General features: G+C 54.9%; 15 protein-coding genes. 6 read left to right on the forward strand and 9 right to left on the reverse strand.

The annotated features are described in order from the left end of the window. The first annotated feature begins 25 nt into the window (after nucleotides 1-25). Nucleotides 26-1,060, forward strand: a complete 1,035-nt coding sequence (rhaT, locus tag GPJ68_RS23935; protein ID WP_016157897.1) for an L-rhamnose/proton symporter RhaT — start codon at nucleotides 26-28, stop codon at nucleotides 1,058-1,060. Nucleotides 1,061-1,179: 119 nt separating this feature from the next. Here the strand turns inward: rhaT and GPJ68_RS23940 are convergent, their stop codons facing one another. The 8 genes from GPJ68_RS23940 to rhaS form a co-directional block, all read right to left on the reverse strand. Next, nucleotides 1,180-2,358: an MFS transporter gene (locus GPJ68_RS23940; RefSeq protein WP_180837036.1), complete on the reverse strand. Its 1,179-nt coding sequence runs from the start codon at nucleotides 2,356-2,358 to the stop codon at nucleotides 1,180-1,182. Between the two features lie 3 nt (nucleotides 2,359-2,361). Then, nucleotides 2,362-4,851 (reverse strand): phosphoenolpyruvate--protein phosphotransferase, encoded by a 2,490-nt coding sequence (ptsP, locus tag GPJ68_RS23945; protein ID WP_104651890.1) that lies wholly within the window; start codon nucleotides 4,849-4,851, stop codon nucleotides 2,362-2,364. Between the two features lie 4 nt (nucleotides 4,852-4,855). Beyond that, a complete protein-coding gene (locus tag GPJ68_RS23950) occupies nucleotides 4,856-7,447 on the reverse strand; it encodes a glycoside hydrolase family 38 C-terminal domain-containing protein (RefSeq protein WP_104651891.1) in 2,592 nt (863 codons plus the stop codon). 87 nt (nucleotides 7,448-7,534) lie between these two features. Continuing rightward, nucleotides 7,535-8,650, reverse strand: coding sequence for a PTS fructose transporter subunit IIC (locus GPJ68_RS23955; protein WP_104651892.1), 1,116 nt, complete (start codon nucleotides 8,648-8,650; stop codon nucleotides 7,535-7,537). Continuing rightward, nucleotides 8,643-8,957, reverse strand: a complete 315-nt coding sequence (locus tag GPJ68_RS23960; RefSeq protein ID WP_049269670.1) for a PTS fructose transporter subunit IIB — start codon at nucleotides 8,955-8,957, stop codon at nucleotides 8,643-8,645. The genes GPJ68_RS23955 and GPJ68_RS23960 overlap by 8 nt, the downstream gene beginning before the upstream one ends. Then, nucleotides 8,887-9,348 carry a hypothetical protein gene (locus GPJ68_RS23965; RefSeq protein ID WP_146086839.1) on the reverse strand — a complete coding sequence of 154 codons (462 nt, stop codon included), beginning with the start codon at nucleotides 9,346-9,348 and terminating at the stop codon, nucleotides 8,887-8,889. Before GPJ68_RS23965 ends, GPJ68_RS23960 begins: the two co-directional genes overlap by 71 nt. Nucleotides 9,349-9,570: 222 nt before the next feature. Next, entirely contained in the window at nucleotides 9,571-10,419 is an 849-nt protein-coding gene (gene rhaR / locus GPJ68_RS23970; protein WP_049040553.1) for an HTH-type transcriptional activator RhaR, read from the reverse strand. Nucleotides 10,420-10,524: 105 nt separating this feature from the next. Beyond that, nucleotides 10,525-11,373, reverse strand: coding sequence for an HTH-type transcriptional activator RhaS (gene rhaS / locus GPJ68_RS23975; protein WP_016157890.1), 849 nt, complete (start codon nucleotides 11,371-11,373; stop codon nucleotides 10,525-10,527). Between the two features lie 300 nt (nucleotides 11,374-11,673). Between rhaS and rhaB the strand changes: the two genes are divergently transcribed. The 5 genes from rhaB to rhaM all read left to right on the forward strand — a co-directional run bounded on the left by rhaB (nucleotide 11,674) and on the right by rhaM (nucleotide 16,955). Continuing rightward, nucleotides 11,674-13,143 (forward strand): rhamnulokinase, encoded by a 1,470-nt coding sequence (gene rhaB, locus GPJ68_RS23980; RefSeq protein WP_016155199.1) that lies wholly within the window; start codon nucleotides 11,674-11,676, stop codon nucleotides 13,141-13,143. After that, nucleotides 13,140-14,399: an L-rhamnose isomerase gene (gene rhaA, locus GPJ68_RS23985; protein ID WP_104651894.1), complete on the forward strand. Its 1,260-nt coding sequence runs from the start codon at nucleotides 13,140-13,142 to the stop codon at nucleotides 14,397-14,399. The genes rhaB and rhaA overlap by 4 nt, the downstream gene beginning before the upstream one ends. Nucleotides 14,400-14,542: 143 nt before the next feature. Continuing rightward, the gene (gene rhaD / locus GPJ68_RS23990; RefSeq protein WP_016155197.1) at nucleotides 14,543-15,370 is read left to right on the forward strand and encodes a rhamnulose-1-phosphate aldolase; all 828 of its coding nucleotides are present in this window, start codon (nucleotides 14,543-14,545) and stop codon (nucleotides 15,368-15,370) included. A 125-nt stretch (nucleotides 15,371-15,495) separates the two neighbouring features. Beyond that, a complete protein-coding gene (fucO, locus tag GPJ68_RS23995) occupies nucleotides 15,496-16,644 on the forward strand; it encodes a lactaldehyde reductase (RefSeq protein WP_016157887.1) in 1,149 nt (382 codons plus the stop codon). Then, nucleotides 16,641-16,955 (forward strand): L-rhamnose mutarotase, encoded by a 315-nt coding sequence (rhaM, locus tag GPJ68_RS24000; protein WP_103767188.1) that lies wholly within the window; start codon nucleotides 16,641-16,643, stop codon nucleotides 16,953-16,955. Before fucO ends, rhaM begins: the two co-directional genes overlap by 4 nt. 290 nt (nucleotides 16,956-17,245) lie before the next feature. Here the strand turns inward: rhaM and GPJ68_RS24005 are convergent, their stop codons facing one another. Beyond that, nucleotides 17,246-18,643 (reverse strand): carbohydrate porin, encoded by a 1,398-nt coding sequence (locus GPJ68_RS24005; protein ID WP_016157885.1) that lies wholly within the window; start codon nucleotides 18,641-18,643, stop codon nucleotides 17,246-17,248. Nucleotides 18,644-18,675 lie beyond the last annotated feature (32 nt).

The following is an 18,675-nucleotide window of genomic DNA, read 5'->3' on the forward strand; positions in this document are numbered from 1 at the left end:
AATCGATAATTCAAAAGGAAACAGAATGGGTAACGCAATTACGATGGGGATAATATGGCATCTAATCGGTGCCGCTAGTGCCGCTTGTTTCTATGCCCCTTTTAAAAAGGTACAACACTGGTCCTGGGAAACCATGTGGTCTATAGGTGGTTTTGTTTCATGGCTGATCCTTCCCTGGCTCGTCAGCGCGATCCTTCTGCCGGACTTCTGGGCCTATTACAGTTCATTCAGTGCGTCCACCCTGCTGCCGGTATTTTTATTCGGTGCCATGTGGGGGATTGGTAATATCAACTATGGCCTGACTATGCGCTATCTCGGTATGTCGATGGGGATCGGGATCGCTATCGGCATTACGCTAATTGTTGGTACCTTAATGACGCCAATCATTGCCGGTAAATTTGACGTGCTCATTGGCACACCAGGCGGGCGTATGACCCTGCTCGGCGTGCTGGTCGCCCTGATCGGAGTGGCGATTGTCACCCGCGCCGGACAGTTAAAAGAGCGCAAGATGGGCATCAAGGCCGAAGAGTTCAATCTGAAAAAAGGTCTGATACTGGCGGTGATGTGCGGCTTTTTCTCCGCAGGGATGTCCTTTGCCATGGATGCGGCTAAACCAATGCACGAAGCCGCTGCAACACTCGGTATCGATCCGCTGTATGTCGCCCTGCCAAGCTACGTAGTCATCATGGGCGGTGGTGCGGTGATCAATCTGGGATACTGCTTCATTCGTCTGGCAAAAATGAAAAACCTGTCAGTAAAGGCCGACTTCTCTTTAGCAAAACCGCTGATTATCAGCAATATCCTGTTTTCTGCGCTTGCTGGCCTGATGTGGTATCTCCAGTTCTTCTTTTACGCCTGGGGCCATGCCAAAATTCCAGCACAGTATGACTACATGAGCTGGATGCTACACATGAGCTTCTACGTCCTGTGCGGCGGTATCGTGGGCCTGATCATGAAAGAGTGGAGCAATGCAGGGAGACGTCCGGTCAGCGTGCTAAGTCTTGGCTGCGTAGTGATCATTGTCGCGGCAAACATTGTTGGTCTGGGAATGGCCAGCTAACGACACAACTCCCGACGACGATGACGCCACTGCGCTGGCGTCATCCCAATTTTACGGTTAAATACCACCGAAAATCAGTTTTCGTTGTACTACCTTAAATTAACCAAATAATGATGGCGTTACTCACAAAATACCTCCGTTCGAGCGTATAGCTTAAATCCGTTCAGCAATAAAAACAGATACCCGATAACCGGCACCCAAAAGCTCAAACGCAGGCCAAAAGCATCAATAACCATCCCCTGGATAAAGGGCAGCACCCCGCCGCCAATGCCCGCCATAATCAAGCAAGCAGAAATAGATGCCGCATAGCGATCAAGGCCGGAGAGCGTGCGAGAGAAAATAATGGGATACATCACCGAGTTCATGAGCCCCGTAGCCAGCAGGCAATAGCCGCCAAAACGGTTAGCGAAAACTATCGCGGCAACGGTTAGTAGTACCGCTCCCGAAGAACACAGGCAAAACAACAACTGAGGTCGGCAACAGTGAGCCAGCAAGCCATACAAAAACCGACCCGCCAATGCACCGCCCCAGTACAATGCGATAAAGGAGGTCGCTTGTGCAAGCGAAAACCCGCCCAAAGATGGGTCGTGAAGATAGCTGAGAGCCGTAGTACCAATGCTGACTTCAACGCCAACGTACACAAGAATGCCACTCACCCCAGTACTAAACTGCGCATAGCGCCTGAGCGCACGAATCGCAGAAAAAATATTCTCGTGCGCGTCACGAAAATCAGCAATTGAAAAACGGTATAACGCAACCAGCAGTATGCCTCCCACCAGCATCAAACCGAGATACATCCCTGGAACTGAAATGACAGAGCCAGCCAGAACAACCGCCAGGACGACAGGCGCCAGCGCCGCCCCGAGGGAGTTGATGGACGACGCCAGACTGAGGCGTCCAGCCGCACTTTGCGCCTCGCCAAGCCGATTAACATAAGGGTTTGCGACCACCTGCATCGCCGCAACCCCCATCGCCACAATGAAAATCCCCACCAGGCAACCGGCAAATGACACCAGCCAGAGCGATACGGCAATCACCACCGAACCACTTGCGGCAAGTATCAACGCCAGTAAGAGTGCGCTGCGATACCCTAAACGCGCCATCCAGCCTGAACACGGTAAACAAATCACAAACGGTGCGAGATAAAACGCCACATTTACCAACATCGAGTCTCGCCATGAAAGCGAAAAAACTTGCCGGAAAAAGGGAATCGTGGCGCTATTAATTGCCGTCAGGACGCCCCAGTAAAAAAAGACAGACGACAGCATAATGAACGCCCGGCGAGGATTCTGTACCATGATTTATCCCGCCATTTCCTGTGCCAGATGCACGGCGACATCCTGCGGCGACATGCTGCCAAGCAACTGCTCACGGAACTCCACATGCATCAACTTACGCGCCAGACGGGAGAAGATTTTCATATGATCGCCCTTCTCCTGCTCACTCACCGTCAGCATGATAACCAGCGAGACATCCACCTCGTCGCTCCACGCCAGCGGCTCACTCAAACGCATCACCGACACGCTACTGTGCGCGACCGCCGCCGATTTGCAGTGCGGAAGCGCAATTGCAAATCCTAATGCGGTAGAGAAAATCGCTTCACGCTGCCAAATAGCCTCTTCAACGGCTGAGCCGGAAAAGACCCGCTGTTCGACCTCCAGATTATCGGTGAGCACCTTAATCGCTTCCGCTTTACGGGTAATCGCCTGATCGAGCAGGATCAGGGCGGGATCAAACACGGGTTTTGCTTGCGCCGCCACCTGTTGCGAAAGTAGTACCGCCACGTCCTGACCACTTTCACAGGCTAATGCCCGTTCCAGCGTCTGCTCGCTGTGCGCGAGGGTTAAGGTCATTAAGCGCGCCTTTGCTGGCGCAATACGGCTTGAGGACATGCTGATCTGTCGTAAACCAACGCCCAACAGTAGCGCCAGCGCCGACGGGTCGCCGCCCATCTCGCCGCACAGGCTGATCTCAATACCGGCCCGCTGCGCGCGCGCCGTCATCTCCTTCAGTAACTGTAAAAACGCGGGGTCAAAATAATTGTAGAGATGTCGAACCTGCGCGTTGCCCCGGTCGCAGGCCAGGAAGTATTGCGTCAGGTCGTTGCTGCCAATCGAAACAAAGTCGATATACGCGGCGGCTTTCTCCAGCAGATAAAGCACTGATGGCACTTCCGCCATAATACCCAGCGACCACTGCCCAACCGCCGCCCCCTCGGCCAGCAGTTGCGCCGCTGTTTGCTGGAACTGTTCACGCAGCCACTTCACCTCAGCAAGCGTAGTCACCATCGGCGCCATAATGTGCAACGGTCCGGCGGCGCTGGCACGCAGTAGCGCACGTATCTGAGGACGGAAAATCGACATAAATTCGGGATACAGGCGGATGCCGCGCCAGCCAAGAAACGGGTTTTCCTCCGGCGGCATCGCCAGATAGTCACAGGGTTTATCACCACCAATATCCAGCGTACGGATCACCACTTTACGCCCCCGCGCCTGTTCCAGCACGTGACGATAGGCCTGGTACTGCTCCTCCTCGTCAGGCGGCGCGGCTCGTTCGCAGAACAGCATTTCAGTGCGGAACAGACCAATCCCCTCCGCCCCGGCGGCAAATGCCGTTTCCACTTCCGCCGCCAGCGCGATATTCGCCAGCACCGTCACCCGTTCGCCCTCTTGCGTCGCCCCAGGGCGTTGAATAAGCGGCTGTAAACGCGCCTCAAGGCGCTGACGTTTGTCCTCTTCCAGTTGATACCACCGCAGAGCCTGCTCATCCGGTGACACCACCACCACCCCGTGGCGAGTGTCGAGCAGCAGCGCTTCACCACCGCGAATACGCCCCGCTTCCGCCGCCTCTACGCTCAGCAGCGGAACCCCAAACGATCGCGCCAGAATGACGGTATGTGATGTTTCCCCGCCCGCGCCCATCACCACACCTTTCAGATGCGGACCGCGCAGCGCCAGAAACTGGCCTGGCGTTATGGGAACCGGACTGATAACGATGGTGTCTTGCGACAATGCCGTTTGCGGCATCAGCGGCTGCGCGGTGAGATGCGCCGCCAGACGCAGGCCCAAATCCTGTAAATCCAGCACCCGCTGTTGTAGGTAAACGCTGCGACTTTCGCGCAGCGGCGCGCTCAGTTCATCCAGCGCCAGCGCCAATGCTGCCAGCGCATTGCGCGCTGTACGGTCGGTAAGTAGCGAGGTTTCGAAGAGCGCATCGTCCAGCAGTTTGACATGAGCCTGTAGCACCGACGCGGCTTCTCCCTGTGTATGCGGTAATGCGTCGTGAAGCTCGCGGCGTACTTGCTCAAGTGCCGCCGTCAGCGCGGCTCGCTGTACAGCCGGCGCCGCCACCGCCTCTTGTTCTGCCAATTGATACAGATCCGGCACGCCCAGATGCATTGCCACCCCTTGCGCCAGCCCAGCGCTCACGCCGTTACCGCGCACCCACTCCGCACGGGTCTGCGCCAGAAAAACCGGCAGAGGTTGCTCCACCCGTTCCGGCGTCTGGGCAACGGGTTCGTCACACGCGGCAAACTCTTGCCTCACAAACTGAGTCAGCGCCTGATGCGCGGCAGATTCATCCTCGCCCTCAATCACCAGTTCACACGGGTCCTGATACAAAATATCGGTCCCAATCATCGCCAACACGCTACGGACATCGGCCTGACGCTGGTTACGCAGATTGCCTATTTGAACGCGAGCCTGAAATGCGCTGACGCGCTGCTCTAACGCACTGGCGGGGCGGGCATGTAGGCCATTTGGCAACGGGCAGGTAAAACGAATGTTTAACACAATATTATCCTCTGGCTGCAGGCGTAATACGCCATGAGATCGGCGTGCAGGCCGGTATCGTTTCATGCGATGAGTTCAGCGATTTTTCCGCCAGCGTAACTTCGCACACTGTCGCATCAGCGACCGGCGTTGAGCTGATCTGCGGCTGCGAGCCGGGGTTCCAGCCGCGTAAAATCAGCGCATCTTCACGTTGCGCTTTTTTCAAGGTGCTGAAATGGAGTGGTGTCTCCCAGTGCAGCAGGCTGTAGGCTGTCGGGAATGTCAGCGCGTGTGGATTAGTTTTAAAACGCGCCCAGCCGGAATCCAGCCAGCCAACTGGCGGTGTGCGCCAGGCTTCGACTTCACGCCAGAAGTTCGGGCTTTCACCATCGCACAACGGGATGAGCGCGAAGCGGGCGCTAAATTCGCCTGGGATCTGTGAGTCTGGGGAAGGCAACGCCATACCGGATGCGCGTCCCGGACGCCACGGCATACCGGCACGTCCCAGCCAACCCACGCTACGCAGTAGCGTAATGGCGATAACCGATGGGCGTTCTGCGGGAATTTCATATTCTCGCAGCCCCTCCGTCACCACACTGATGCCCTGCTTGCCATCATGCATCATTACCAGACTTTGCATTGGCCACAGCGATGCCGGGGCTTCACCCCAATTTTCCTGCTGCCAGACATCCAGCGTGGCCGGTCGGTTGGCGCGACGAATGAGACCAAACGGTTGATCGGCAAAATGGACATCGGTAAAGACATCAGCAGGAATTTCCACCTGTAAACGATGATCGTGCAAGGTGTTGTTGACGCTAACCTGGAGGTCCAGCGTCGGGCGCTGGTGATCCAGCATGACCACCATGCTGACATCCAGTCGTGCATTACAACGGTGCTCCTGCCTGTCGGCCAGCGTGTGCGGTGCTGCGATAGACCAGCTTAGCGACAACGTGTCCACCAGCGCGCCGCGCTGCCAGTCGGCGTGAAGCAGCGCCCCTGCGCCGGTAACGCGCCAGTCATCCTCTGGTGGAGAATAGTTATAGGTGTCACCGGCATCGCCGCCGTCCACCAGTTGAATAAGGTTCTCCCAGCGCTTACCGCTGCGCTTATCGACCAGAACAACCTGTTCGCCTTCCAGCGTCAGGCGTAACCACGGGTTCTCCAGCGCCTCTTCTGTCGAGGACGGCACAGCAAATCCGGGGGCGCACTCATCTTGCAGATACAGGGTGGTATAGCCGCAGGCGGGGAGCGATGCGACCTCCAGTAAAATATCGCACCGCCGATAGAAGACGGGATCGGGGCTATTGGACAGTTCCTGAACAATGACGGACATATCTTGCGATGTCTCACGCATAATCTGCCAGCGACAGGGTTGTCCCTGCTCGTCAACAATGCGGAACGCCTCACCGGGTAGGTAGAGCGTCAGCGCCACCAGGCCATCGCGCACCGACGGCAGCGCGTTAAAGACGATGATTTTTTTACCCTGTTGCTGCGCCGTAATGCCGTTTGCCAACATCTGCATATTCAGCTCGTACAGGCGCTCGGCTTTTTCCTGACCCGAGAGCAAACGCGCCTTAACCATTGCATTCACGCGATCGGCGTTACACCCACCGATACTATCGTGAGCGTGGGATTTCATCGCCTCGCGCCATATTGTCTCAATGGCACGCTGCGGATAGGGCAACCCCAGCGTCCAGGCCATACTCAGCAACGGTTCTAGCTGACGGCTGACGAAGTTCTCCAGCCGGACGTTGGCCTGTTTAATATCCATGCGGGTAGAAAAAATACCGCGATGGATACGCATATATTTCGGGCTTAGCAGTTCGCCCTCAAAGATCGCCAGCGGCGTATCCGCCAGCGCGGCAAAGTAACGGCTAAAGTCGCTGCGAATAAAGCGGTACGCCGTTTGTTCCTGGTTCAGCGTGTCGAGCATTGCCGGAACGCCGTACTCAAACGGTGACTGATCGTTACCGTTCGGCAGTAGTAGCTGCGTACTGCGGCTAAATGCCGCCTGCTTTTCCATAACCGCAGAGAGGCGCGGCCAGGCCTGGTTGGTATCCGTCGGCAACCACTTCGCGCACCCATAACCCTGCGGTAATACCGCCGTCGTCACCACGCTGCCCCCCTGGCTTCGCCAGCGGAACTCGGTAAACGGCGTGTCGTACTCGCTCCAGCCGCGCCAGATAACCGCGTGGTCGATGGCAAACTGATTAAGGAACATGGGCAACTGTGCGCTCTGGCCAAACGAGTCCGGCACATAACCGACCGCCATTCTCGGCCCTATCTCGTCACAGTCAGCCTGCCCCAGCAGCAGATTGCGGGTGATGGACTCAGCGCCAACCACCAAAAAATCGGTCTGTGTATACCAGGGACCGATTAACAAACGTCCGGCTTTCACCAGCGCCTGCACGCGTTCGCGGTTTTCTGGTGCCAGTTGGAAATAATCCTCCAGCACCACCGTTTGGCCATCAAGCATAAATGGACCTAATGATTCATCCGCTTCAAGATGTTGGATAAGATCTGCCATAAAATAATAAAGCAGAGCCTGGGAATCATTCTCCGTAAAATACCATTCACGATCCCAGTGCGTATGCTGAATTAAATGAACCGTTTTCATTTCGTTTATTCCTGTTTTAAGGCGTAGGTAACCCGCACGGATATTTACCCGCGCTAAACATAGGGAAATATTAATTCAGTAGTACGTCTAACGGCTGGCTTTAAATTTCGGCGCCACCGTCTCTTTTCTCACCTCAGGCGTGGCTGTCGGGCCACGGAATATCAACAGTGAGCCGCAGGCGATAATCGCCGAGCCGCAGACAATTGAGAGCACATAAATCGGCCATTTTTCTACCGCCAGCCAGCCGTAAAAACCGGAGATCGGCGCATGGTTTACCGCCCCTAATCCTACCGCCATCGCCGCCCCCACCGCCGAGCCAATCACGTTGACGACAATAATTCTTGGATTTGACAGCGCAAACGGAATGGCGCCTTCAGAAACACCAATCAGCCCCATCAACGTAGAGGCTTTACCCGCCTCACGCAGGGATTCCGGGAAGCGTGACGACCACAGCAGCGTAGCGACACCCAGACCAATTGGCGGCACGATAATCGCCACCTGCGCGGCGGTGTTTGGGTCATAAATACCGGAGGCCAGTAACGCCATTGCCGTCGTCACCGCCGCCTTGTTAATCGGGCCGCCGAGATCAAACCCAACCATGCCGCCAATGACCGCCGCCAGCAGCACTTTGTTCGTGCCGGACATGGATAACAGCCAGCTTTCCATGCCGTGATTCAACGCCGCCAGCGGCGAACCGATAATAAATGCCATCACCACGCAGGTCAGCAGCGTACCGCCGACTGGCAGAATGAAAATAGGCACAGCAGAGGAGAGCGCCTTCGGCAATTTGATGTAGCGGTTCAGGGCGCGAACGATATAGCCCGCGACAAAACCGGCCGCCAGCGCGCCGAGAAAACCCGTTCCCAGGTTACTCGCCAGCAGTCCGCCAATCATCCCCGGCGCAAGACCCGGTTTGTTCGCCAGCGCAAAGCTGATATAGCCGGCCACCACCGGCAACATCAGGGACAGCGCCAGCCCGCCGAAACCATCAAATTTGTGCAGCAACTGCACCACCATGCCGGCCTGCTCGTAGCTGGCATCCCAGATGTTATCAATACCGTAGAGAGAAGCGCCGATACGGGCGATCCCCATTAGCACCGCTCCAGCAATGACAAACGGCAGCATCCATGAAACGCCGGTCATAATGGCGTTCTTGACCTCTATCCCGGTAGACGGTTTGTCTCCCCCCTGAAACTTAGCCATTTGCAACCTCCTGCTCAACTGCTTCAAACACCGCATCGCCAAATTTGATGGGATCAGAGACGCTGCATTCGAGCTTCACCATGCCATCGAAACGCTCTTTCCCGCTAATCGCAACGTCGGCAGCAATGATGACCGCGTCAGCGCGCGCCAGATCCTCTGGCGTAATTTCATTCTCAGCGCCAATGCTCCCCTGCGTTTCCACTTTAACTTCATGCCCACGGCTTTTTCCCGTGATTTCAAGCGATTCCGCAGCCATGTAGGTATGAGCAACGCCGGTCGGACAAGCTGCAACACAAACAATGTACATAATGATTCCTCATAGATTCAGGCAATAAAAAAAGCACAATGGCGAAAGTGCGCATTGTGCTTTGTGTAGGACTAACAAATTGATAAACCTGGCTTTCACCGTCAGCGCCGCTGGCATGGCGGCAAACTAACAGTTGGTGCAGGCTGGAGATACGGAAACTGAAGGCCAGCTCATCACGTTTGCGACGGCACAGCAGCGCCTGCGGGAAATGCAGGCCAAAACGGGCAGGACGATGACAGCGTTGACGTACGCTCGCGCCGATAGCTTCGCTGGCGCAGTCCCACAGGCTGGACCATTCGCGCGCCATTTGCGTATCCATACACTCCTGCTCGGCGATATCATTTTCAGCCAGATCGTTAACGGAATTAAACCAGCAAAAATAATCAAGCATACGTTTAATTTTGCGATCGCAAGATAGCAAAATTAAAAGCAGACTTTTGATGATTATTGAGTTGGTCAACACAAACGTTACTCCGATAAATAAGTTTGCTGAGAATAAAACAAAAATAAAAGAGCAACTGTGATTTATTGCACAGAGCATTCACTCATTATGTCTGATTTAGTCTGAATATGTATCAAAACGCCACTGCAATATATAAACCACATTTATATATTATGGTGTCACCCGACTACGATGGCGCCATTGCCCTGGCGTCATCCCGACTTCGCGGTTAAATACCACCGAAAAATAGTTACTGTCTTCAAAACCGCACTGCATAGCAACTTCACCAATCAGCTTTTCAGTATGCGATAACAGATACTGAGCATGGCAAATGCGCAGTTGCCGCAGGTAATGGTTGATAGTCATCCCGGTCTGGCTGCGAAACTGCTGGCGCAAAACGCGTTCGCTGCACCGTTCACGCTCGCAAAACGTATCCAGTTCGAACGCATGCTCATGGCTACCGGCTAACGCGGTGATCAGTTTATCCAGCAGCGTTTCACTTGACGTCGCCGGGAGCGTATCCGTGGCATAACGATGACGTTTAAGGTGAGTTACCAGTTGACCAAACAGCAGCTCAGCCATGGTAAAGGCCTGCGCATCGCGCTGATTACTTTCATGCTCAAGCTGGCTTATCACCTGTCTGGCCTGGGTCATGCCAACGCTGCCAAGTCGCCAGTGCGGCTGCCTCGGCGTACCGTCAAATCCGGGGATCGCCCCTTGCCAGTCAACATTCAGCGTTAACCGCTCCGGGCAGTAGATAATATTTTGCAACACAAGGTCGTTAACGGAGGTGTAGGAGTGTTTATCTTCGGCGCGAATGTAAAACAGATCGCCACGGGTTATCCGGTACGGACGATCGTTAAGGACATGCAGTCCATTGCCGCGCCAGACCAGAACCAGCTCGCAAAACTCGTGGGTATGCTCAGCAAAGACATCCTGCGGATAACGATCGGCCACGGCGACAGCCTGCTGCTCATGCGCAAAAAAGTCTGATTTCAAAAGAACCAGATGATTCGCCATCACATCACCTCAACCTGTACGCTTGCCGGATGCGCTGCGCTTATCCGGCATGAAAGGGTATGATTATCAGCAAACGGACGGTAAAAAACGTTGATAGCTTTCGCGTTACTGAAGGCTGCTTCCCGCTATAAGGTCACGCCCCTGACGAATATCGCGTGGCGACCACTCGAACTCACGGCGAAAAAGCGTCGAAAAGTGGTTACTGTCACCGAAACCGCAGAGATAAGCGATATCAGTCACGCTGTCATCACTGTGGCGGAGCAGATGTCTGGCTTTAATCAGTCGCAGACGGTTAAGGTAGCGCTGCGGCGTCAATCCTGTTTGCTGTTTAAGCTGGCGATGCAGAGTGCGTAAAGAGAGCGAAAACTTCTCGGCCAGCGCCTCCCAACACACCTCTTCGGCAAAGTTATCCTCCAGCCATGCCATCAAAAGGTTAAGCCGCGCATCGTTATCGGTCGCCGCTTCCATCAGGCTGCTTTTACGTAGCAGTACCAGCAACTGCATAAACAAGATCTCGCGATTTGCCGCCGTGGGCGTATCCATCTCCTCGCCGAGCGTCTCCATCTGCCCCACCAGGTGACGAACCTGCTGCAGTACGCCCTGGTTTACGCGCCAGTGGGAGGGATACTGCCCATTTTGTTCCTGAGGCAAAAGCTGATTCAGCCCGGCCAGAAATTGAAACGCATCCGGAGAGCGATACAACACATTAGTCAGACACAGATTGTCAGTATGTTCATATAAATGCCTGTCATGATCGCGGACGAAACACACCGTACCACCGCTGATGGTGTAAGGCTGTCCGTTGAACACATGGATCCCCGTTCCATGTTCGACCACCACAATTTCATGAAAATCATGATGATGTTCAGGAAACGCGGGCTGAGGAAGCCGCGGTTCAATAGCCACAGGCGCTTTACCTGTCGGAAAAAAATCCACGCAATGCAGTACGGTCATGACGGCTCCCCCTGATTAACGAATATGGCTGAATAGTAATTAAGGGTTCCTACCCTCACCTTAATTTTTTGACGCCAAAGTGCGTAAACACGGTTAATTCTTCAAGAAATGGCGGGAAAGATCGGGAAATGCGGAAGGCGTCACATCCGCCAAAATCCGCGCTATTAGTGGAAACTGTGAACAACATCACGTTCACCTTTGCCATGTTGCCAGCCGCTAATTGGGGCTGTCACTGTCAAGAAGGTACGCTTTATTCGGGGTTCTTAGACTGAGTGCAATAAAACTCAGAAGGACCTCGCCATGACTTTTCGCCATTGTGTCGCTGTCGATCTCGGCGCATCCAGTGGGCGCGTAATGCTCGCACGTTACGACAGTAAACACCGCACCCTGACGCTGCGTGAAATCCACCGCTTCGTTAACTGTCTGCAAAAAACGGACGGTTTTGACACCTGGGACATCGACAGCCTGGAAAACGATATTCGCCTTGGCCTGAAAAAAGTCTGTGATGAAGGCATTCGGATAGACAGCATTGGCATTGATACCTGGGGCGTGGATTACGTATTGATCGATAACGCCGGACAACGTGTTGGTCTGCCGGTCTCTTACCGTGACAGCCGCACGACCGGCATTATGTCACAGGCGATGGCGCAGCCAGGTAAAGGTGAAATCTACCGCCGTAGCGGCATTCAGTTTCTGCCGTTTAACACCTTGTATCAGCTACGTGCGCTGGTTGAACAGCAGCCAGAACTGCTTGCGCAGGTGGCACATGCTCTGCTGATCCCCGACTACTTCAGCTTTCGCCTGACCGGCAAATTGAACTGGGAATACACCAACGCCACCACCACCCAGTTAGTCAATATCAACACCGACGACTGGGATGACACGCTGCTGGCGTGGACCGGGGCAGACAAAGCCTGGTTTGGTCGCCCGACGCATCCGGGGAACGTCATTGGCCACTGGATTTGCCCGCAGAAAAACCAAATTCCGGTTGTGGCCGTCGCCAGTCACGACACCGCCAGCGCGGTCATCGCTTCACCGCTGGCCGATAAAAATAGTGCGTATCTCTCTTCCGGTACCTGGTCGCTGATGGGCTTTGAGAGCAGAACGCCGTATACCAACGATGCGGCGCTGGCGGCGAACATCACCAACGAAGGGGGCGCGGAAGGGCGCTACCGCGTCCTGAAAAACATCATGGGACTGTGGCTGCTCCAGCGCGTTTTAAAAGAGCGCCAGATTACCGACCTGCCAACGCTTATTGCCCAAACGCAAGCGCTGCCGGCCTGCCAATTCCTGATAAACCCGAACGACGATCGCTTTATCAACCCCGACGATATGAGCGCGGAAATTCAGGCGGCCTGCCGTGAATCGGGTCAACCCGTTCCCCAGCAAAACGCCGAACTGGCGCGCTGTATCTTCGACAGCCTGGCATTGCTATACGCTGACATTCTGCAAGAGCTGGCACAACTGCGTGGTGCAGCATTTAGCCAACTGCACATCGTTGGCGGCGGCTGCCAGAACGCCCTACTGAACCAGCTATGCGCGGATGCCTGCGGTATTCGCGTGATGTCCGGGCCGATTGAGGCCTCCACGCTCGGCAATATTGGCATCCAGTTGATGACGCTGGACGAGCTTAACAACGTCGATGATTTCCGTCAGGTGGTGCGTGCCAACTACGACCTGACCACCTTCATTCCAAATCCTGAAAGTGAAATTGCCCGCTACCAGGCGCAGTTTCCATCACTACGACAGACAAAGGAGCTTTGCGCATGACCACTCAACTTGAACAAGCCTGGGAACTGGCAAAACTGCGTTTCGCCGCGGTAGGCATTGATGTCGAGGCGGCCTTACGCCAGCTCGATCGTCTGCCGGTCTCCATGCACTGCTGGCAGGGCGATGATGTCGCCGGTTTCGAGAATCCGGAAGGCTCGCTCACAGGCGGTATTCAGGCTACCGGCAACTATCCGGGCAAAGCGCGTAACGCCACCGAACTGCGCGCCGATCTGGAGCAGGCGCTGAGCCTGATCCCAGGTCCAAAACGTCTGAATTTGCACGCGATCTATCTGGAGTCCGATACGCCGGTTTCCCGCGACCAAATCAAACCTGAACACTTTAAAAACTGGGTCGAGTGGGCGAAAGCAAACCAGTTAGGGCTGGATTTCAACCCATCCTGCTTCTCTCACCCGCTGAGCGCCGACGGCTTCACGCTGGCCCACGCCGATGACACCATTCGCCAGTTTTGGATTGACCACTGCAAAGCCAGCCGTCGCGTCTCAGCGTATTTTGGCGAGCAGTTGGGTACGCCATCGGTGATGAATATCTGGATCCCGGATGGCATGAAAGACATTACCGTTGACCGGTTAGCACCGCGCCAACGTCTGCTTGAAGCACTGGATGAAGTGATCAGCGAAAAACTCGACCCGGCGCACCATATCGACGCCGTCGAGAGCAAGCTGTTTGGCATCGGCGCCGAAAGCTACACCGTGGGCTCCAACGAGTTCTATATGGGTTACGCCACCAGCCGTCAGACCGCGCTGTGCCTGGATGCGGGTCACTTCCATCCGACTGAAATGATTTCCGACAAAATCTCCGCCGCCATGCTGTACGTACCGCGTCTGCTGCTGCACGTCAGCCGTCCGGTGCGCTGGGACAGCGATCACGTGGTGCTGCTGGATGACGAAACGCAGGCGATTGCCAGCGAGATCGTCCGCCACAACCTGTTTGACCGCGTACACATCGGCCTCGACTTCTTCGACGCCTCTATTAACCGCATCGCCGCGTGGGTTATCGGCACTCGCAATATGAAAAAAGCCCTGCTGCGCGCGCTGTTAGAACCGACCGAACAACTGCGTCAGCTTGAAGCCAGCGGCGACTACACCGCACGTCTGGCCTTGCTGGAAGAGCAAAAATCGCTGCCGTGGCAGGCCGTCTGGGAGATGTACTGCCAGCGTCACGACACGCCAGCAGGAAGTCAGTGGCTGGACAGCGTGCGCGCCTATGAGAAAGAGATTTTGAGCAAACGTAGCTAACCGTGACACCAGGCTTACAGGCCGGATAAGACGCCCCACGTCGCTATCCGGCAATGAATGAAAGACGATTGCCGGATGGATCTTCACTTATCCGGCCTACGTAAGACCCGATAACGATCGGGCAATCAACAGGATCACCGAATATGCAAAACATGACTAATTCCTGGTTCGTCCAGGGGATGATCAAAGCCACTTCCGACGCGTGGCTGAAAGGCTGGGACGAACGTAACGGCGGCAACCTGACGCTGCGTCTGGATGAGGCTGACATTGCGCCATTTAGCGCCGATTTCCACGAAAAACCGCGCTATATCGCGCTAAGTCAGCCAATGCCTTTGCTGGCAAACACGCCGTTTATCGTCACCGGTTCCGGTAAATTTTTCCGTAACGTTCAGCTCGATCCCGCGGCAAATTTGGGCGTGGTGAAAGTAGACAGCGACGGCGCGGGCTACCACATCCTTTGGGGCCTGACCCACGAAGCGGTGCCAACCTCCGAGTTGCCGGCTCACTTCCTCTCCCATTGCGAGCGTATTAAAGCGACGAACGGCAAAGACCGCGTGATCATGCACTGCCATGCTACCAACCTGATCGCCCTGACCTACGTGCTGGAAAACAACACCCCGCTGATTACCCGCAAACTGTGGGAAGGCAGCACCGAGTGTCTGGTGGTGTTCCCGGATGGCGTCGGCATTCTGCCGTGGATGGTGCCGGGTACGGATGAAATCGGCCAGGCAACCGCCGAGGAAATGCAGAAACACTCGCTGGTACTGTGGCCGTTCCACGGCGTGTTCGGCAGCGGTCCCTCCCTCGACGAAGCATTTGGCTTGATAGATACCGCAGAAAAATCCGCCGAAGTTTTAGTCAAAATCTATTCGATGGGCGGTATGAAGCAGACCATCACACGTGAAGAGCTGGTAGCACTGGCTAAACGCTTTGGCGTGACCCCGCTGGCCAGCGCCGTAGAGCTGTACTGATACCTGCCAACTCAACGCCGGATGCGGCTTCGCTTTATCCGGCCTACATGACGATGCACGTTTCACCGTCGGCCCGATAAGCGTAATGCCATCGGGCACCAGGGATTTTTTTAAGGAGAATAGTGATGAGCTTTATGTTGGCACTGCCAAAAATTAGCCTGCATGGCGCCGGCGCGATTGCCGATATGGTGAATCTCGTGGCGAATAAACAATGGGGCAAAGCGCTGATCGTCACCGATGGTCAACTGGTGAAGCTGGGCCTGCTGGATAGCCTCTTTGCCGCACTGGATGAACATCAAATGTCTTACCACCTGTTTGATGAGGTGTTCCCGAATCCGACAGAAGAGCTGGTACAGAAAGGTTTTACGGCATATCAGGGGGCAGAATGTGATTACATTATCGCCTTCGGCGGCGGCAGCCCGATCGATACCGCCAAAGCGGTGAAGATCCTGACCGCCAACCCTGGCCCTTCTACCGCTTACTCCGGCGTGGGCAAAGTGAAAAATGCGGGCGTGCCGCTGGTTGCCATCAATACCACTGCTGGTACAGCAGCAGAGATGACCAGCAACGCGGTCATTATCGACTCTGTCCGCAAGGTCAAAGAAGTGATCATCGACCCGAACATCATCCCAGATATCGCCGTGGATGACGCCAGCGTGATGCTGGAAATCCCAGCCTCCGTTACCGCCGCAACCGGTATGGATGCCCTGACTCACGCGGTGGAAGCCTATGTTTCCGTTGGCGCGCATCCGCTCACCGACGCCAACGCCCTGGAAGCAATTCGCCTGATCAACCTGTGGCTACCGAAAGCGGTCGACGATGGTCATAACCTCGAGGCCCGTGAGCAAATGGCGTTTGGTCAGTATCTGGCGGGTATGGCATTCAACAGCGCAGGTCTGGGTCTGGTGCATGCGCTGGCACACCAGCCAGGCGCGACCCATAATCTGCCGCACGGCGTCTGCAACGCCATCCTGCTGCCGATCATCGAAAACTTTAACCGCCCGAACGCCGTGGCGCGTTTTGCCCGAGTGGCGCAGGCGATGGGAGTGGACACCCGCGGGATGAGCGACGAAGCGGCAAGCATGGAGGCCATCACCGCGATTCGTGCCCTGAGCAAGCGTGTAGGTATTCCGGCTGGTTTTAGTTCCCTTGGCGTGACGAAAGAGGATATTGAAGGCTGGCTGGATAAAGCGTTGGCCGATCCATGTGCGCCGTGTAACCCACGCACCGCCAGCCGCGACGAGGTCCGCGAGCTGTATCTGGAGGCGTTATGATCCGCAAGGCCTTTGTGATGCAGGTGAATGCCGACGCGCACGTTGAGTATCAACGTCGGCACAATCCCATCTGGCCAGAACTGGAAGCGGTGCTGAAAGAGCACGGTGCCCATCACTACGCGATTTATCTCGACCAGGAACGCAACCTGCTGTTCGCCACCGTCGAGATTGAGTCAGAAGAGCGCTGGAACGCCGTTGCCAACACCGATGTTTGCCAGCGTTGGTGGAAACATATGCGTGACGTTATGCCCGCCAATCCGGACAACAGCCCGGTCAGCGCTGAGCTAAAAGAAGTGTTTTATCTGCCTTAACCGCTCTGTTTCCTCCCCTGACGGGGGAGGAAACTTTTTTCTCCCGTCAGCAGCATTGCGTTCGTTTTGTCATCCACGCCATTTCCCCACGACCCGGCACCTGCTCAGGCTTGCCGATGCTGAAAGTCTCCGGCGTCACCAAACTGGAAGATGGGACGGCATTTAACTACTCGTGTAGCTACAACCGCGCCGACAAGTTCAAAATCAAAAATAACTGGGTGGGAAAATAAAAGCCTGATGACCAGGCTCTAAGAAAAAGCGCCTGAATCCAGGCGCCTGAGAACGGAAAATCAGAAGAAGTATTTGAAACGGAGACGCGCGCCGTAACGGTCGTCGTCGTCGGTATAATTCTCCGGATTGCTGTTATCGCTGTTAATCATCGAATAATAAGCGCCGAGATAAATATTAAAGTTCTGCATATCCATCACGTTCGGAATTAAATAAGACGCGTGAATGGTATGAATATCGTAAGTGCCCTCATTGTAGAACCAGTCATTATCATCGTGATCGATCAGACCGTTAAATTCGTCGATCTTGTTATGAGCATAGATATAGCCCAGTTCAAAGCGCTTCCACAGAGCGTTGGCCGCCGCCGTAAAATCTTTTTCGTTATCCGCATCGAGATAAGCGGTGTTCAGGTTAAACACCAGGCCATTTTCCGGATCGGCTTTCAGACCGTTCCAGGTCATCGTCATACCGTAACCGGTACGATCGGACTGATCGACAAAGTTGCCCTGAGCATCGGTATATCCATAGGCGTTATTGATAACGTTCGATTCCATGGCCGCAGAAATCGTCAGCGCATCCACCGGCGTCCAGGCGACGACCGGGCGCAGATAAGCCACGTTTTTCTCCTGCGACATTTCACGACCATGATAGCGGCTATCCTGATAAAGCGAGGTACCATCTTCCAGCAGGGTATTTAACTCGAAATACCAGTTATCGAGCTGTTTGCTCATCAGGAAGCTGCCGCCGGAATCAGAACGGCCACGACCTTCTTTCATCATGTAGATATAGCCGCTACCGTCATCATACAAATCGTTGGCGGTATGCCCTGAATGCTCAACAAAGGTATCCTGATTCAGCGGGAACATATCGTAAGCTTCGAAACGACCGACTTTTACTTTCCAGTCATTTTCCTGACCGAAGAAGAAAGCGGCGTCATCAAGATTGACCGAACCCGTCATGTCAGCCAGCGGTTGCGCTGAAAAACCGGCGAAATAGCCGTTATCCAGCTTACGCATACCGTCAAAGCCCAGCAGGATGCGTCCGTTCAGATCCCAGCGTTCATTGGTTGGGTCGCCCACATTCGAATTGGTTGCCGCCAGCACGCCTTTGTTGCTTTCCGCATCCATGTTGAATTCCACGTCGCCGTAGATTTTCAGATCGCCATAGCCGGAGAGCACCAGGTTAGGGGTGGTGGCGTTCTTTTTGGTCTCTTGTGCGGGCGTAGTGCCGTTGACTGGCGTATTTCCCTGAGCAACTTTAATTTCCTGGATCTCCGCAGCCTGCTGTACCTGCAATTGCTGCACCTGATTTTCCGCTTTTGCCGCGCGGTTTTCCGCAGCTTCCAGCCGAGCCTCCAGTTGTTCGAGCCGCTGTTCCAGAGTCATTTTTTGCGTTTTAGCAAAGCCATTATTTGCCACTAATAATAGACCTATTGCTAAAGCTAATGTCGATTTCTTCATTATTTGCTTTCCTTGAAATAAAGATCGTCCAA

Source organism: Citrobacter sp. 172116965, from assembly GCF_013458095.1.
Taxonomy (GTDB): Bacteria; Pseudomonadota; Gammaproteobacteria; order Enterobacterales; family Enterobacteriaceae; genus Citrobacter; species Citrobacter braakii.

What these genes read in the sequence shown, in the direction of transcription:
- rhaS (WP_016157890.1), bottom strand. Translation starts at nt 11,373, where the DNA reads ATGACCGTACTGCATTGCGTGGATTTTTTTCCGACAGGTAAAGCGCCT.
- rhaA (WP_104651894.1), top strand. Translation starts at nt 13,140, where the DNA reads ATGACCACTCAACTTGAACAAGCCTGGGAACTGGCAAAACTGCGTTTC.
- GPJ68_RS23955 (WP_104651892.1), bottom strand. Translation starts at nt 8,650, where the DNA reads ATGGCTAAGTTTCAGGGGGGAGACAAACCGTCTACCGGGATAGAGGTC.
- rhaR (WP_049040553.1), bottom strand. Translation starts at nt 10,419, where the DNA reads ATGGCGAATCATCTGGTTCTTTTGAAATCAGACTTTTTTGCGCATGAG.
- GPJ68_RS23940 (WP_180837036.1), bottom strand. Translation starts at nt 2,358, where the DNA reads ATGGTACAGAATCCTCGCCGGGCGTTCATTATGCTGTCGTCTGTCTTT.
- rhaD (WP_016155197.1), top strand. Translation starts at nt 14,543, where the DNA reads ATGCAAAACATGACTAATTCCTGGTTCGTCCAGGGGATGATCAAAGCC.
- GPJ68_RS23950 (WP_104651891.1), bottom strand. Translation starts at nt 7,447, where the DNA reads ATGAAAACGGTTCATTTAATTCAGCATACGCACTGGGATCGTGAATGG.
- fucO (WP_016157887.1), top strand. Translation starts at nt 15,496, where the DNA reads ATGAGCTTTATGTTGGCACTGCCAAAAATTAGCCTGCATGGCGCCGGC.
- rhaT (WP_016157897.1), top strand. Translation starts at nt 26, where the DNA reads ATGGGTAACGCAATTACGATGGGGATAATATGGCATCTAATCGGTGCC.
- GPJ68_RS23965 (WP_146086839.1), bottom strand. Translation starts at nt 9,348, where the DNA reads ATGCTTGATTATTTTTGCTGGTTTAATTCCGTTAACGATCTGGCTGAA.
- rhaB (WP_016155199.1), top strand. Translation starts at nt 11,674, where the DNA reads ATGACTTTTCGCCATTGTGTCGCTGTCGATCTCGGCGCATCCAGTGGG.
- GPJ68_RS24005 (WP_016157885.1), bottom strand. Translation starts at nt 18,643, where the DNA reads ATGAAGAAATCGACATTAGCTTTAGCAATAGGTCTATTATTAGTGGCA.
- rhaM (WP_103767188.1), top strand. Translation starts at nt 16,641, where the DNA reads ATGATCCGCAAGGCCTTTGTGATGCAGGTGAATGCCGACGCGCACGTT.
- GPJ68_RS23960 (WP_049269670.1), bottom strand. Translation starts at nt 8,957, where the DNA reads ATGTACATTGTTTGTGTTGCAGCTTGTCCGACCGGCGTTGCTCATACC.